Consider the following 14,467-nt stretch of genomic DNA (forward strand, 5'->3'; position numbering starts at 1 on the left):
TGCGCTCTTTACCGCATTGCCCCTCTGGTCCAGATTTGCTTGGCTACGCCTGACGCACTATGGCTGCAATTGCTTGTTCATACTCTTCAGGCGTGTTGATATTGGCAACAATCTCGCGCTTTTCTGGCAAGATGAACTTGCAGTCAGCGCTTAGCAAAAATTTGCGCGGACAGGTTTTGCCTTGCTGCACAGCCGCCAGCAAGCCCTCGCGGCTCTTGGGTTCGTAGATGGCAATCAAGGGTTCAGGTAGGCGGTCATCTGGATTTTGGTAAGCGGTAGCAACTTTGTTTGGGTCTCTGGCATCAACCAGCATCTGCAGCGCTTTGCTGGAAAGAAATGGCAAGTCGCACGCCACAACCAGCCATGCCGATTCTGGTCTGAAATGCAGTGCTGTCAAGATGCCACCTGCAGGTCCTACATCGCAGAAGGTATCAACCAGTGGCTTTAACTCAGGCTCGAGCAAAGGCACTTGCTCGGCACGGCAAGAAATAAACACATCTCGGCAAAATTCAGAGAGCAAATGCGCCGCAAAGACGCGCTGCGACACGCCATGATAACTTAGCGAGCCTTTGTCGCGCCCCATTCGCGTGCTTTTGCCACCTGCCAGCACCAACCCGTAAAGTGCAGTCATTGTGCAAGATTAGTTTTCTCGTAAATGTTTCTGAGCACCAGTGAAATGCCAAGCGAACTAAGCAAGAAACTCTCGTCTACTGTATTCACATAGAAGCCATTTACCTTCCTTGAGTTTAGTAAAGTGCTCTACGAACACGCTATCTTGCTCAATGGCGATAAAATCCTGCAGCGTCGGAATTGTGCGGTATGCCTGAAACTTCTCGCCTCGGTCTCGGTCGCGTGTGGATTCTGAGAGCACTTCTATGAGGACGATGGGATTTGTGAGCGTGTCGCGTCCTGTGTTGGTCTTAGGCTCTCGATACCGAGACTCGCCACACACTACCACAATATCTGGATATGTGTCCAACTTTCCCGCTTGCACTCTGATCCCGCTCGGCATCACGCGGCAGTTTGTTTCACGAAACAATCTGTCCAGTTCTATGATAAGATTGCTGCAAATAATTTGGTGCTGTTCCGACGCGCCCGTTTCAATTTCAATAGTCTCTTCGTAGAATTTCGCATCCATGACTTGGCAGTCCCGAAAATCGTAGCGGCGACCTTCTTTTTCTTCGAAAGCCAGATATTCTTCGCAAGTGTAGCATTTCTCTTCCAGTGTTTTCATTGCTTTCACTCTCAGTCCTGTTTGAAGTCAGATTTTCCGCCTCGCTTTTCAAGCAATTTAATTTCTCTGATGAGGATTTTGTGCGAAAGTGCTTTGCACATATCGTAAATCGTGAGCGCCGCAAGTGTCGCACCTATTAAGGCTTCCATTTCCACGCCTGTTTTGCCGTAGAGTTCTGCGGTGCACTCAATTTTTACTTCACTGTTGGAAATCGGTGCAATCGCAATCTGGCAGTTTTCTAAGCCAAGCGGGTGGCAGAGTGGAATCAGCTCGCCTGTTTTCTTGGCTGCCATGACGCCGGCGATAATGGCAGTTTGGAAGACAGCACCTTTTGCAGTTTGAATCTCACCATTTTGCAATTGAGAGAGAATTTCTTCTCCAAGTTCTACAATTGCCTGTGCTTTGGCTAATCGATGCGTAACTGGCTTTTCGCTCACATTTACCATTGTGGGGTTGCCGCCGCTATCCAGATGAGAAAAGCTCTTGTCGTTTGACATACATTTTTTCAGTGCATTAGTCAAACATTTCGCCCGCACAAAGGCGGTGCAGTGTATCCCTAAGACGCAAACTACTTAGACTGAGGAATAATATAGCTCTCTCACGCAGCGGTTCAAATCTCTGCTGCAACTTTAGAGGCAGCGCAGAATTCTCTATGCAGCACTGGAAGGCGAGAGCGACACTGCGTAAGGCTGTGATGCTAAGTTTATCTGGCTTAGAATCAGCTCAGCCGTGCGTTTTGGCAGCTCGAGCGTAATCAAGTGCCCACATTTCTTGATAAGCTCAAAGCGACCATTCTTGGCGTATTCATACAGCGCTTTGGTATGTTTCCAGCTTACCACTTGGTCGCCTTTTCCTGCTACCAGTAAAACAGGAATGGAGAGATTTGCCATTTGCCTAGGCAGATTTTCGGTTACTTCTCGTTTAGCGAGCGCTTTTGCTGTTTCACGAATGGCTTTCCCAGAGATAAAGCGCAAGCTATTGACGCCTACTAAGATGTTTTCCTTGCTGGTGTGGTTACGCGCCAGTGTCAGACGCGCATATGCGTAAATCAGCCACCAGACTTTGATTTTGCGCAGGAACTTGTCGAAAATAAACGGAATGACAGTGGGAATCACCTTCTCGAGCCGTTCACTGTTCGGGAAAATGCCGAAGTTGAAAAAGGTGAGTGAGCCGATTTCAGACTCAAAACGTTGAGCATAGTTTAGGGCAACAAACGAGCCGAGTGAGAAGGCAGCAATGTGATAGCGTTTCAGACCAAGGTGCTGCACCAGTGCATGCAAATCCGCAGAGAGCGCATCCAGCGAGTAGTCTGTACCCTCATCAGACCAACCGTGCCCTTTGAGGTCGTAGGCGACGGTGCGCACACCTGCTGCGTTAAGGTGCTGAATGACTTCGTGCCACCACATCCACCAGCAATCCCACCCGTGAATGAGAATAATAGTTGGCATTTCGGGTGGCGCTTCAGGGTGCGAGTCGTGGTAGTGATGCACTGCGCCATTGAGACGCACAAAGTAGCTTTTTTCAATTAGCGCTTGCTCGTAGCGGGCATAGCGTTGCTCACGTGGCTTACGGCTGTGGAGGCGCGCTTCAATCTCGCGCTTGTAGAGCAAGAACTTTTCAGTGGGCGACGCTGGCAGTGTTGGAGTAGTGCTCATCGTTCAGGCTACAAGGTTAATTATTTGGCGTGCTTAGTGGCGGCGGTAGCGTAGGCGGCATAGCTGGCTGTCTGCCCATACGCTTTACTCCCGTAATGAAATACTTGGTATCGCCGCGCCAGAAAAAGCGCACATACTTCTCCTCATACTCTAAGCCAACTCGCTCACCTGTGAGCGCAGCTTCTTTTAGCGCCTGAATCACATCTGGTCGGTCTCGGTCTACGGAAAAGTAGAACGTCGTTTGCTGCGCATTACCCACCGCACCTGGAATCAGTGTGTTTAATTGCCCCTCAAACGTCTTGAAAATGTAGCCCTTCTCGCTGATTTTAACCACCACACCAGCCCGCTCGCCCTTGCTGTAAGTGCCGTAGTAAAGAAAAAGAAACACCAGCAGTAACACTCCCAGAACTGACACTCCAGCAAGAATACCGAGCTTTTTAACTGCTGTCATAGCGTACTGATTTGCAGTGAAATTGCGGATTTTGTGCAGAAATTCAAAGCAAGAAAACTGGCAGATTTGCGCAAAGTGAGATGTCTCTTGCAGCGTGCTGCTTTCACAGTCCGCTCCAACTTTGCCCTGCTTCTGGGCAGCCCGTCCTACATTACTTTGAGCGGCTTTTTGCTAAGCCCACACGGCGAAAAAGGTAATCCACATTTTTTCTCAGCTTTTTCATCCATGCATCACTGGAAAAGATGTGTTCAATTTCCTCTTCGGAGAGGTGTGTCCTAATTTCTGCGTCGCTCAAAATCAGGTCTTTTAGTTGAATTTTTTCTTTCCAACTGCGCATTGCATTGCGTTGCACGAGTGCGTAGGCTGCTTCTCGCGTTAGCCCTTTTGTTGTCAGTGCTAACATCACAGCTTGCGAAGCCACTAGACCAAAAGAATGCTCAAAGTTCCTCAGCATCTTATCGGGATAGACCAGCAGTTTCTCTATTGCATTTGCAAACTCGCGCAAGATGTAGCAGAGGGCAATGGTTGAATCAGGCATAATGATGCGCTCAACCGAGCTATGCGAGATGTCGCGCTCGTGCCAGAGTGCAATGTTTTCCAAGCCAGCAAGAGCATTGGCACGAATTACTCTGGCAAGCCCTGTTAGCCGTTCAAAGGTAATCGGATTGCGCTTATGCGGCATTGCGGAGCTGCCTTTCTGACCTTCGCTGAAGAATTCCTCAGTCTCTAACACTTCTGTGCGTTGAAGGTGTCGGCATTCTACAGAAAACTTTTCAATTGAAGCTGCCACAATAGCCAGCGTGCAAAGGTATTCAGCGTGGCGGTCGCGCTGAATAACCTGTGTGGCAATCGGTTCTGGCTTTAAGCCCAACTTTTTGCACACGTATTCTTCCACCTTTGGTGACAGATGCTCAAATGTGCCCACTGCACCGCTGATTTTGCCTACGCTGATTGTTTCAACTGCGCGCTCCAATCTCTGGCGATTGCGTTTCATCTCTTCATACCAAAGCGCCAGCTTTAAGCCGAAGGTGATAGGCTCAGCGTGCACGCCGTGCGTCCGTCCTATCTGCAGAGTATATTTGAATTCCTGTGCACGCTTCGCCAGAATGGTAAGGAGTCGGTCAATGTCTGCCAGCAAGATCTTGCCTGCATCACGCAGTTGCAGCGCTAACGCCGTATCTAACACATCGCTCGAGGTCATTCCTTGATGGATGTGGCGTGAAGCGCTGCCCACATGTTCAGCCACGTTGCTTAAAAAGGCAATCACATCGTGCTTGGTGCTTTTTTCAATTTCTTGCACGCGTGCCACTTCAAAGCGCGCCTTGCGCCGAATTTCTTCGTAATCTGACTCAGGCACTTCGCCCAGTTTCACCCGTGCTTCAACAGCGGCTAATTCAATTTCAAGCCAGCGCTGCATTTTGGCTTCGTCTGTCCAGATAGCTGCCATATCTGGCGGTGAGTAGCGTGCTATCACAGTGGGTCTATCTTTTTGGCTGCAAATATATCACGAAAGGTCTCACCTGCGGATTGCGCCTTACCGGCGCAGCGCTCTCTTCCCAGAGACTGCAGCTTGGCATACCTATTGCTTGCGCCTTGCAAAAGGCTTCTGAAAGTGTATATTTGTTGTTCCGAAACTCAAACGACGAAAACCTAATGAAAAAGGGAATTCATCCAAATTATGTGCGTTGCGAGGTGGTGTGCGCCAATTGTGGCAATCATTTCGTTACGCGCTCCACACAAAGTTTTATCAAGGTCGATATCTGCAACAACTGCCACCCGTATTACACAGGTCGGCAGGTTTTGGTGGATACAGCAGGCCGTGTTGAGCGCTTTAACAAGCGCTTTGCAAAGAAAGAATCTGCAAAAGCTTGAACGAATGTCGTCTGACTCTGATGCTCAGATGCTTACTTCTTTCTTAGGGTTAGCGTTTGAGCATCTTTTATTTTGCATTTCTTGAACTTTTCGCCTGTTCATTATGAGTTCAACCAAAGAAATTCTGAGTTCGGCTGAACAGAAGATGAAAAAGTCGCTCGAGACGGTTCAGCACGAACTGGCATCTATTCGCACGGGAAAAGCTACTACTGCTCTGCTCGATGGCGTCAAGGTGGAAGCATATGGACAGCTTTCACCGCTTCGGCAAGTTGCCAACGTGTCGGTAATTGATACCAAGACGCTCTCCGTGCAAGTCTGGGACCGCTCGCTGGCATCGGCGGTAGAGAAAGCGATTCGTGAGTCGGGAATGGGCTTAAATCCTGCAACCGAAGGGCAAACTATCCGCGTGCCGATTCCACCGCTTACGGAAGAGCGCCGCAAGGAATATGTCAAGCTTTGCAAGAAAATTGCGGAAGAGGGCAAAATTGCTATTCGCAACGTTCGCCGCGATGCTATTCACGCTATTGAACGCGCTGAAAAAGACAAAATTATCAGCGAAGACGAGAAAAATCGCGCCAAGAAGGAAGCAGACGCACTTACCCAGAAGTTCGAAAAGCTGATTGATGAGTCCATCGCTAAGAAAGAGAAAGAAATTATGGAAGTCTAACCGGCGTTTGCACAGGTCGCAGTTGCAGTCCGAGAGCGTAGTGCGGCGCAGAACATCAACTTTACCTTAACTCAAAACAATCCGATTCTATGCCGATTGCATACTTGAATGGACGGCGCCTCAAGCATGCCATCATCGCAGGCGCAGAATCAGTTATTATGCGTAAGGAGTATCTGAATAAGATTAATGTCTTTCCAGTCGCCGATGGAGACACAGGCACAAATATGGCGCTGACGCTAAAGTCAGTTGTCGAGGGGCTATATGAATGTGATGATTCGACAGTGGAGGCTGTAGTCACCTGCGCTGCCGATGCTGCACTGGTTGGCTCGAGAGGAAATTCTGGTTCAATTCTGGCTCAGTTTTATCAAGGAATGGCACAGGGGCTTGCTGGCAAGGAGCGTATCACGGCTCCAGAATTTGGCGCTTCACTCATTGTTGCGCGCGACTACGCCTACGAAGCAATGCTCGAACCTAAGGAAGGCACTATTCTAACCGTTATTCGTGACTGGACTGCCAGCATCAGCCGATTGGTGCAACGCACCAGTGACTTTAAGGAAATCCTTGCCGAATCCATCAAAGATGCCAAAAGCTCTCTGGCGAGGACTCCTGATGAACTCATTGTCAACGGCGTGCCTATTTTGAAAAAAGCTGGCGTGGTGGACTCAGGAGCACAAGGCTTTGTCGATATGCTGCAAGGCATCTACGACTTTATGCAAAAGGGCAACATTCGTGAATACCTCAAACGTAAGTTCTTCTCATTCAGCAGCCGTGAAGGTGAAGGTGCAACGGTTGAGGTCAACAGCGATGCAATTGCATTTCAATACTGCACAGAGTTCGTCCTCGAAAACGGCCCGAATTATGACAAGAAAGCCCTTCGCAAAGCCCTCATTGAATACGGCGATTCACTCATTATTGGTGGCTCAGCTACTAAGACAAAAGTGCATATTCACACCAATGAACCTGAGAAGATTTTTGAGATTGCGGCTCGCTTTGGCATCGTGCGACAAAAGAAGTTCGAAGATATGAAAGCTCAGCACGAAGCCGCATTTAGCAAAAAGCCAGTCGGCATCGTTACTGACTCCACTTGCGACCTGCCTGATGAGTATCTCGAGCAGCATGACGTTCGACTTGTTCCACTGCAAGTGCGTTTTGGCGACGATGAATACTTAGACCGCATCACCATTTCTGCCGAAGAGTTCTATAAGCGCCTTAGCACCAGTTCGATTTTGCCCAAAACTTCACAGCCTGCAACGGCTGCTTTTAAGCAGGTCTATGAAGATATGCTTCGTCGATACGACAGCATTTTGGGCGTTTTCATTTCGTCAGGTATTTCAGGCACGCTGCAAAACGCTCGCACTACGAGCAAATTCTTCAAAGATCGCAAATTTGCTATCGTCGACAGCAAAATCACCTCGCTTGGTATGGGCTTTCTTATCAAGGAGGCAGTGAAACTGCGCGACGAAGGCAAGACCCTCACTGAAATCGAAGCCCGCTTAAACGAAATGGTTCCCCGCATTCGTGCCTACTTCAGCCTCGAGACGATTGACAATCTTGTGCGTGGCGGTCGCCTCTCAAAGTCTAAGGGCTTCCTAGCCAAGCTTTTGCATATTAACCCCGTGCTTACATTCGATGAAAAGGGCAAAGTGGTTCCCTTTGATAAGGGCGTAGGTAGCAAAGGCTCACTGGATAAAGCAATTGAGCACGCTACGCGCTACCTTTCTGGGAAGAAAAATATCCGAATTGCTGTAGTGTATTCCGATAAGCTTGATCGCGCCCTCTATGCCAAGGACCGAATGGCGGAGCGCTTTCCCGACATAGAGATTGAACTGGCTCAAATTTCACCCGTGTTAGGCACTTACGGTGGGCCGGGCACTGCGGCAATTATTGTCTTCGGTGAATAGCGCACAGTTGCGCCCAATCCCTTTGGTTGCCCTGTGTCTTTGTTTGCGCTTTTCTCCTTCTGAGGAATACTAGTAGGAGATTCTTTTTCTCGCCCTGCCACAGCACTTGCCACAGCGCATAGGTTCACTTAGCGTCTACACGATGCGTTTACGCAGTTCAGTGGCATAGCTGCGGCTGACCTTAATGCTATGTTTGCTCGTCATCGTAATGGTTAGACCGCCCTGTCCATTAGATTCTAAAAATTCAATGTGGCGCATATTGACGCCGGTGCCAAGCGCTGTAAAGCCCGCCGCTACTATGCCATACATCGTCCAAGCGGCGAACCCGATGGCATAGCCGCGCCCCGTGATACCGAAAAGTTTAAATGCTTGTCGCTCCATCTGCTGGTAGAATTTGTTCAAACAAAGATAACTATGCTGGCTATCGCTATAGAGCCTCGGAATTGCGAATGGCGGTCATGTCATTTTCTTGTTGTCATTCCGAGCACAGCGAGAAATTCAGACCTCACCCCCGATTCTGACAGCGTCAGAATCGTTCCCCTCTCCTTGCGCAAGGAGAGGGGCTGAGTGGATTCTTCACCGCGCTTTGCGGCGAGGCTTGCGCCGCTCCAAATTGCGTTAGTGTTATTTTGCCGCTGCAAGTTTTGGCAGCCAATAGTACTTCACCCAGCCATAACTCGGATTGATAGCAAGAGCTTTCTCGAATGCTGCTTTGGCTACATCAAATTCTTTTGCATCAAATGCCGCAATGCCAAGCCAAGTAAATGCTTCTTCATAGCCCCAAGTCGGTTCAACGCTTGGTTCAGGCGGATTTTTCTCGAAAATCTCCGTTGCCTGCTTGAATAATTCGCGTGCTTTTTTCTTGTCACCGCCAAACATCGCAGGCGTATAGAACTTGTTAATGCCTTGCAGTATTAACACACGCGGGTTATTCGGCGCCAGCGCCATCGCCTTCTCGAGCATTGCGCTTGATTTCCCGCCGTATTGCATTCCCGCGAACATGCCCGTTGAGGCTTTCATGCCATAGACCAAGCCAAGCAGCGCCATTGCTTCAGCAGACGTTTGATTAAGTTGCAACGATGCTTCCAAGTGCTTTATCGCATCGTCAATCAGCAATTCTGTTTTTTTCTGGTCACCTTTTTCACGGTAGGTGTTAATCAAACTGTAGCAGCAGTAGCCAATGTAGTAGTGAATTAAATCTTTTCTCGGATGCGTCTCCAAGAGTTGCTCGAAGCCTGCGCGAGCCTGCGTAATCTCTTTCGCGCTGTTCGCATTGACGCCTTGTGCCAGTGTCGCTTTGTAACTCATAATAAGACTGTCGGGCGTTTGCGCAAAAACAGAGGCAGGAAGCCAGAGCAGAAAGAAGAGCTTTCTCATAGCGTTGTGTGCGTTTAGGTTAAAGAATTGTCTGTTAATTAAAGTGATAGCGCAAGCGTTGCGCCGAAATACCAAAAGCGCCTGAATGTCGAGAGCACGGGCGAGCGCATGGAGAAATCCTCGCTGTATTGATAGCCCAAGACATTTTCTCTATCGAGCGCATTGGAGACTTCGGCGTAGAACACGACGGAATGATTGCCAAATGGCAAATAATAATTTGCGTTAAGGTCGAGGCGACTGAAATCCGGCAAGCGTTCCGAACCAACTGCGCCATCAATTGGCGAGTAGGACCCGTCTCGAAAAATTGAACCAACGATGGGCGTAATCGGTCGCCCTGTCGCAAGGCGGAGAGTTGCGCCAACATGCAAGCCGCCCCATATCCGAACCATAGAGACGACGACAAAATTATGCGTGATGTCAAACGGCGCTGGCGCAACTTCATAGTTCAAGCCCTCGCTGCCACGTCGTGCTTGCGTGCGCTCTGAGCGCAAGTAGCTATATGAAATCCAGCCGCTCACCGGCGTTTTGAGAAAGCCGCCGTATTTGAGGAAAAAATCAACGCCTTGCGCAAAGCCAACGCCGCGATTGGAAAGATTCAATTCTTTGTCCGCTACGATGAGATTTCGATATGGTTTGTAATACGCCTCGAGACGAATGAGAAGCGCGTCTTCGTCATACATCGCGCCGAGAATGAAATGCTGTGCGGATTGCGCTTGCAGGTTAGGGTTGCCTACGATGGGCGCAAATTGAAATGGCTGCGCAAACTGATGATAAATTCCCCATGCGGCTGAGAGCGTGAGTGATTCCGTTAGTCGGTAACGGACGCTGGCGCGCGGGTCAAACACGGTTTCCTTTGCGAGCAGATGATGGTCTGTCCGAAGTCCAGTTGTTAGGATAAAATTCTTTGCAAACGCCCATTCTACTTCTGCGTAGCCGCCGAAGCGCGTGCCAGAGTATCGCTCATTGAGAGCAAGCGTCTCCGCTGACGGACTAAGCCAATTGCCAGTGATCGGTACGACGCCAGCGTATCGATTGACGATATGTTCAACTTCCGCGCCAAAGGCGATTTTCACGCTCGCGGCGACGTCGCCTTCGATGTCAGCGCGAAGTTTGTAGGTGTCATCGCTTTGCGTGACATTGAGAACGCCGAACTGACGATTGACTGAAAATCGGTTTAGCGAAAGGCTGGTCTTCACAAGCCAACCGCTGAGCAAATCCGACCATTGAAGGTTGTGCAAACTGTTCTGTTCGTCGGACAAGTAAATGCCTGCTTGCGCGTTCCCTGTCGCTCGCACGCCAACTTGATTGCGCGTAAGGTAATTAAAAATTTTCAACTGACCACTTGGTGAGTAGCGATAAATCAAACTGACGTTGCCATCGCGATGTTCAGGCAATCGCTCAAAGAGCGCCAGTTGATTGTTGAGCGCAAACATTGGTCGGGGCAAGCCATAATTGCCTGAGAAGCGCACGCCAAGATTATCGGCGAGTTGCACCTGCGCGCCGAGCGACAACGCGCCCAGCCCCGCGTTCAGCGTGAGTGAAGTTTGCTTCGGCAGATTGTTGCTTTCCATTGCTATCACGGCGGAGAGCGCGTTGCCGTATCGCGCTGAAAATCCGCCCGATGAAAAGACGGTGCCGCTTACCAGAAAAGGCGGAATCGTGCCGAAAAGTCCGCCGCCGCTGCCTGTTTGCGGCGTTTGAAAACGGTAGGGATAAGTAACGGTGGCTTGGTCTAAGAGCGTGAGCGTCTCGCTGACGTCGCCGCCGCGCACAAATAAACCTGCGCTATCATCAACTCTGGCAACGCCGGGCAAAGCCTGAATTGCGCGAAAAATGTCGGCAGCGGCGCCGGGCGTCGTTACCACGTCAAGCGCGCCAAGCGTCGCATTTGCGTTGTCGCCCGCCGAGTATGCGCTTGCAGACACCACAATTTCATTTCTTGACGCGCCCTCTTCTTCCAAGCAAAAATCAACAACTATGTTGTTCTCGCCAAGCACAAGCATCTGTTCTTTCGGGGCATAGCCGATAGCAGATGCACGGAGTTTCACCGTTCCTGAAAACGTTGTCGTAAGCGTGAACCTGCCGTTCTCATCGGTGAGCGTGCCAGTCGTCGTGCCGACAATCACGACCGAGGCAAATTCAATCGGATTGGCATTTGCGTCAGTGACTTTCCCCGAAATTCTCGTTTGAGCCGCTGCACTCATTGCACCCGCGCAGACCAACACTATAAGCCAGATGAATCGCATAGCATCTTGCATTGAAGTTGATAGACCTAACGACGGCTCAAATCTACGGGACAGACATCGCGGCAGGCAGTGCAAATCGGCGAAACGAAGGATTTATCGGTGAGTAGTAGCATGCACCTGCAACAGTAAGTTTTTTCAGCGCTGCTTTTCAAGGCGCAATGTGCTCTCGAGAGCATTAGCACACCTTAGCCGACTTATGGCAGTCTCATTGCTGCATATTTTCTGAGGTGGTGGGGAGAAGATGACGGAACGCGACTTTGCTCACTAACGCTTGGCTTCTTCCACTTTCTCAATGATGCAGACTGCGTGCGCCATTGCTCCTTCACCTTTGCCTACAAATCCCATGCCTTCGGTGGTTGTCGCTTTGATTGAAACCGCATCTATCTCCAGACTGAGACAGCGAGCGATATTTTTGCGCATTTGGGGAATGAATGGTGCAATTTTGGGCTTTTCCAACAAAAGCATTGCGTCAACATTAACGGGTTTGTAATTTTGTCGCTCCAAAAGTTGGCGCACTTTTCGAAGCAGGTATTGGCTGTCAATATCTTTGAAAGCGGGGTCAGAATTGGGAAAGTGCTTGCCAATGTCGCCCATTGCTGCTGCACCCAACAGTGCATCAGCAATTGCGTGCAAGAGCACATCGGCGTCGCTGTGTCCGTCTAAGCCCTTTTCAAAGGGAATTTCAACGCCGCCTATAATCAGCTTTCGTCCTTCCACCAAAGGATGGACATCTATGCCAATACCGATGCGAAACATTTGATGTGTGAGACAGTTTTACTTCGACACTTTTTACAAATTACTCAAAAGCCATGACTCTTAGACGATTTTCTTTTCGTTTGACGCAGCTACTCGTTTTAAGCGCATTTTCATTTTACACGCTTGTGGGTTGTTCGCCTGCTGCACACTTGCGCACCACACAATTTGCTCAGCCTGTTGCTGCATCTTCTGCTGCAGCCAATTCATATCCATCCTCTTCGGGTAGTGCTGATAGCACGGCTGCGCCGCTCTCTACCTCATCTGATGAAGTCAAAGCACCTAATCGCACCTCACTTATCATCATAGCGGTGGGTGCTGTAGCACTGGTCATCGCTACACCCATCATTATCTCACGCATTGGCGGACGTGGCGGAGAAGACTCAGGCAAACAAGATGACAAAACTGGCATCTCATCAACTTTACCTGTTCCAGGGTATTGATGGCTGAGCTGATACGGCACAAAATCCCAGTCAATCTTCTTACAGGCTTTCTGGGAAGCGGGAAGACCACTCTGCTTAAACGGCTGTTGCGTGAAAATGCTGGACGGCGCAAAATTGCTATCTTGATGAACGAAATTGGGGAAGTCTCAATTGATGCCAAGCTGCTTGAGGGTTTCTCAATTGAACTCTATGAACTGAACGACGGCTGCATTTGCTGCACCATCAATGAAAATTTTGTTGCTGCAATTGATGAAATCACAGAGAAACTTTCTCCTGACTTGCTAGTCATTGAAACCACAGGTGTCGCAAACCCCATCTCAATCATTTACTCGCTTATCAACCCCAATCTTGTGCTTGACGCAGTCCTTACGACGGTAGATGCAAAAAACTTTTTGCGTATCAGAAACGAAGTCGATGTCTGGCAAGACCAACTGGAATGCGCTGATGTTGTGCTACTTACTAAAACAGATATCGCCAGCGAAGTTGAGATTTCAGAGGTCGAGAATGCAGTGCGTGCTACCAACGCACGCTGTCAAATTTTCCGTGCCGCAGATATAGCGCTGGAGCTTATTTTTGGTGTCGCCTACCCTCGCAACGAGGCTCAGCTACCACCTGCCATCCTACATCACCACTTGCAAGCAGATGGCATTGAGACTTTCCGCTTTCAAGACTCAGCCTTGACTTTCTCACTCCCTCTGCTGCAAGAAGCTCTGGAACAACTTCCTACCCACCTTTGGCGGCTAAAAGGCACGATTCGTTTAGCAGAACAACCGCAGTCTTTTATTCTCAACTATGCCTTTGGTCGATATACCATTGAAGATTATGTCGGACATGCGGAGGGCTGCGATTTGGTCTTCATTGGCAAATCTATTCTGCAAAGCAAGGAACAGTTCACTGCGTCTCTGCGACGCGCAGCTGCCTCTCTTACACGTGCTGATTAGCTCTCTACTCACAATTTAAGCAGCGTGGGCAGACCATCAGGTCTGCCCACACATCTCTCAGCTATTTATTGCACTGCAGCCGTCTCAGTTGTTCACAGTTGCCACTAATGTCAAACTCTGTGCTGGTGGCGCACCCGGCCTTGCCAGGCCCATTACACAGAAGGTGTAGAGACGTCCAGCTGCGACTCCACTACTGCCTCCTGGAATTGTAAACTCTCCAATTAGCGACCCTGTCGTGCCTGCCAGTCGCACCCCTACTCGTGAGCCTGCTGGGATATTCACGAAGGTTGTCTGCGCCGACGTTACAGTTCGGTTAAATGTGCGGTTTGTGCCGTTTGTAATCGGTTGCACGTTTTGCGGCAGACCCGGCGTGCCCGTGAAAGTTACGAAATCCACTGCGGGCGCATCTGGCGACAAATGTAAAAACCGCACGCCTGCTTGCCCTGATGGTGGAGCGGTCAGGTCATCAGTGATGAATAAGGTTTTCAGGTTGCTGACCCCAACCAGCGTGTCAATCACATAGAGCGAGTAATCTTTTCCCTCAGCCAGAGTCAGATTCTGAATGTCAAGAATATCTACAGGTGGATTGATGCCATCTAACCGCACGCGTATGCGACGTGTGCCAGGGTCGGTTTCTACCCTTGTGCTTTGCGTAAAGCTCAGGCGAGCGGGCGTGTTGCCTCCGACCACATCATTATCAATCACCAGATTGACCGTCGGCGTATTTGGCGAAGCATGGGTTACTAAAATTTTAGCTCGGCTGACGCTCGGTCCTGAAGAACTGCTACAACTTGCATAGATGAAAAGAACACTTAGCAGCAGTGAAAAGGTAACTGACTTTTTCGCTATGAGCTTCTTTACCATAGACAAGAAATTTAAGTTAAGAAAAGATTGCTCTTACAACCATCATAGTCCCAAGTTACAATA

General features: G+C 49.5%; 16 protein-coding genes. 5 read left to right on the top strand and 11 right to left on the bottom strand.

From position 1 onward, the window contains the following. Positions 1-43 precede the first annotated feature (43 nt). From NZM05_00195 to purB, 6 genes are all read right to left on the bottom strand, one after another. Positions 44-631 carry an NTP transferase domain-containing protein gene (locus tag NZM05_00195; GenBank protein MCS7012040.1) on the bottom strand — a complete coding sequence of 196 codons (588 nt, stop codon included), beginning with the start codon at positions 629-631 and terminating at the stop codon, positions 44-46. 57 nt (positions 632-688) lie between these two features. Beyond that, positions 689-1,234 carry a Uma2 family endonuclease gene (locus NZM05_00200; GenBank protein MCS7012041.1) on the bottom strand — a complete coding sequence of 182 codons (546 nt, stop codon included), beginning with the start codon at positions 1,232-1,234 and terminating at the stop codon, positions 689-691. A gap of 11 nt (positions 1,235-1,245) precedes the next feature. Next, complete coding sequence (gene moaC, locus NZM05_00205) at positions 1,246-1,731, bottom strand: cyclic pyranopterin monophosphate synthase MoaC (protein MCS7012042.1); 486 nt, start codon at positions 1,729-1,731, stop codon at positions 1,246-1,248. A gap of 153 nt (positions 1,732-1,884) precedes the next feature. Further along, positions 1,885-2,889 (bottom strand): alpha/beta hydrolase, encoded by a 1,005-nt coding sequence (locus tag NZM05_00210; protein MCS7012043.1) that lies wholly within the window; start codon positions 2,887-2,889, stop codon positions 1,885-1,887. Between the two features lie 16 nt (positions 2,890-2,905). Further along, the gene (locus tag NZM05_00215) at positions 2,906-3,340 is read right to left on the bottom strand and encodes a hypothetical protein (GenBank protein ID MCS7012044.1); all 435 of its coding nucleotides are present in this window, start codon (positions 3,338-3,340) and stop codon (positions 2,906-2,908) included. Positions 3,341-3,491: 151 nt separating this feature from the next. Continuing rightward, positions 3,492-4,814: an adenylosuccinate lyase gene (gene purB / locus NZM05_00220; GenBank protein MCS7012045.1), complete on the bottom strand. Its 1,323-nt coding sequence runs from the start codon at positions 4,812-4,814 to the stop codon at positions 3,492-3,494. 179 nt (positions 4,815-4,993) lie between these two features. Between purB and rpmE the strand changes: the two genes are divergently transcribed. The 3 genes from rpmE (at position 4,994) to NZM05_00235 (ending at position 7,780) form a co-directional block, all read left to right on the top strand. Further along, positions 4,994-5,212, top strand: coding sequence for a 50S ribosomal protein L31 (rpmE, locus tag NZM05_00225; GenBank protein MCS7012046.1), 219 nt, complete (start codon positions 4,994-4,996; stop codon positions 5,210-5,212). 103 nt (positions 5,213-5,315) lie between these two features. Further along, positions 5,316-5,879: a ribosome recycling factor gene (gene frr / locus NZM05_00230; protein ID MCS7012047.1), complete on the top strand. Its 564-nt coding sequence runs from the start codon at positions 5,316-5,318 to the stop codon at positions 5,877-5,879. An 89-nt stretch (positions 5,880-5,968) separates the two neighbouring features. After that, entirely contained in the window at positions 5,969-7,780 is a 1,812-nt protein-coding gene (locus NZM05_00235) for a DegV family EDD domain-containing protein (protein MCS7012048.1), read from the top strand. A gap of 135 nt (positions 7,781-7,915) precedes the next feature. Here NZM05_00235 and NZM05_00240 read toward each other — a convergent pair whose 3' ends face one another. From NZM05_00240 to ispF, 4 genes are all read right to left on the bottom strand, one after another. Next, a complete protein-coding gene (locus tag NZM05_00240) occupies positions 7,916-8,182 on the bottom strand; it encodes a LytTR family transcriptional regulator (GenBank protein MCS7012049.1) in 267 nt (88 codons plus the stop codon). A gap of 222 nt (positions 8,183-8,404) precedes the next feature. Continuing rightward, on the bottom strand, positions 8,405-9,157 hold the full coding sequence (locus tag NZM05_00245; protein MCS7012050.1) for a tetratricopeptide repeat protein: 753 nt from the start codon (positions 9,155-9,157) through the stop codon (positions 8,405-8,407). A 38-nt stretch (positions 9,158-9,195) separates the two neighbouring features. Then, complete coding sequence (locus NZM05_00250) at positions 9,196-11,403, bottom strand: TonB-dependent receptor (protein MCS7012051.1); 2,208 nt, start codon at positions 11,401-11,403, stop codon at positions 9,196-9,198. A 264-nt stretch (positions 11,404-11,667) separates the two neighbouring features. Next, the gene (gene ispF / locus NZM05_00255) at positions 11,668-12,159 is read right to left on the bottom strand and encodes a 2-C-methyl-D-erythritol 2,4-cyclodiphosphate synthase (protein MCS7012052.1); all 492 of its coding nucleotides are present in this window, start codon (positions 12,157-12,159) and stop codon (positions 11,668-11,670) included. 53 nt (positions 12,160-12,212) lie between these two features. Between ispF and NZM05_00260 the strand changes: the two genes are divergently transcribed. After that, a complete protein-coding gene (locus NZM05_00260; GenBank protein MCS7012053.1) occupies positions 12,213-12,599 on the top strand; it encodes a hypothetical protein in 387 nt (128 codons plus the stop codon). Beyond that, entirely contained in the window at positions 12,599-13,540 is a 942-nt protein-coding gene (locus NZM05_00265) for a GTP-binding protein (GenBank protein MCS7012054.1), read from the top strand. Before NZM05_00260 ends, NZM05_00265 begins: the two co-directional genes overlap by 1 nt. A gap of 84 nt (positions 13,541-13,624) precedes the next feature. On the opposite strand, the gene NZM05_00270 is transcribed toward NZM05_00265, so the two are convergent. Next, positions 13,625-14,404, bottom strand: coding sequence for a DUF4397 domain-containing protein (locus NZM05_00270; GenBank protein ID MCS7012055.1), 780 nt, complete (start codon positions 14,402-14,404; stop codon positions 13,625-13,627). Between the last annotated feature and the right edge of the window lie 63 nt (positions 14,405-14,467).

The sequence above is a fragment of the Chloroherpetonaceae bacterium genome (assembly GCA_025056565.1).
Taxonomy (GTDB): Bacteria; Bacteroidota; Chlorobiia; order Chlorobiales; family Thermochlorobacteraceae; genus Thermochlorobacter.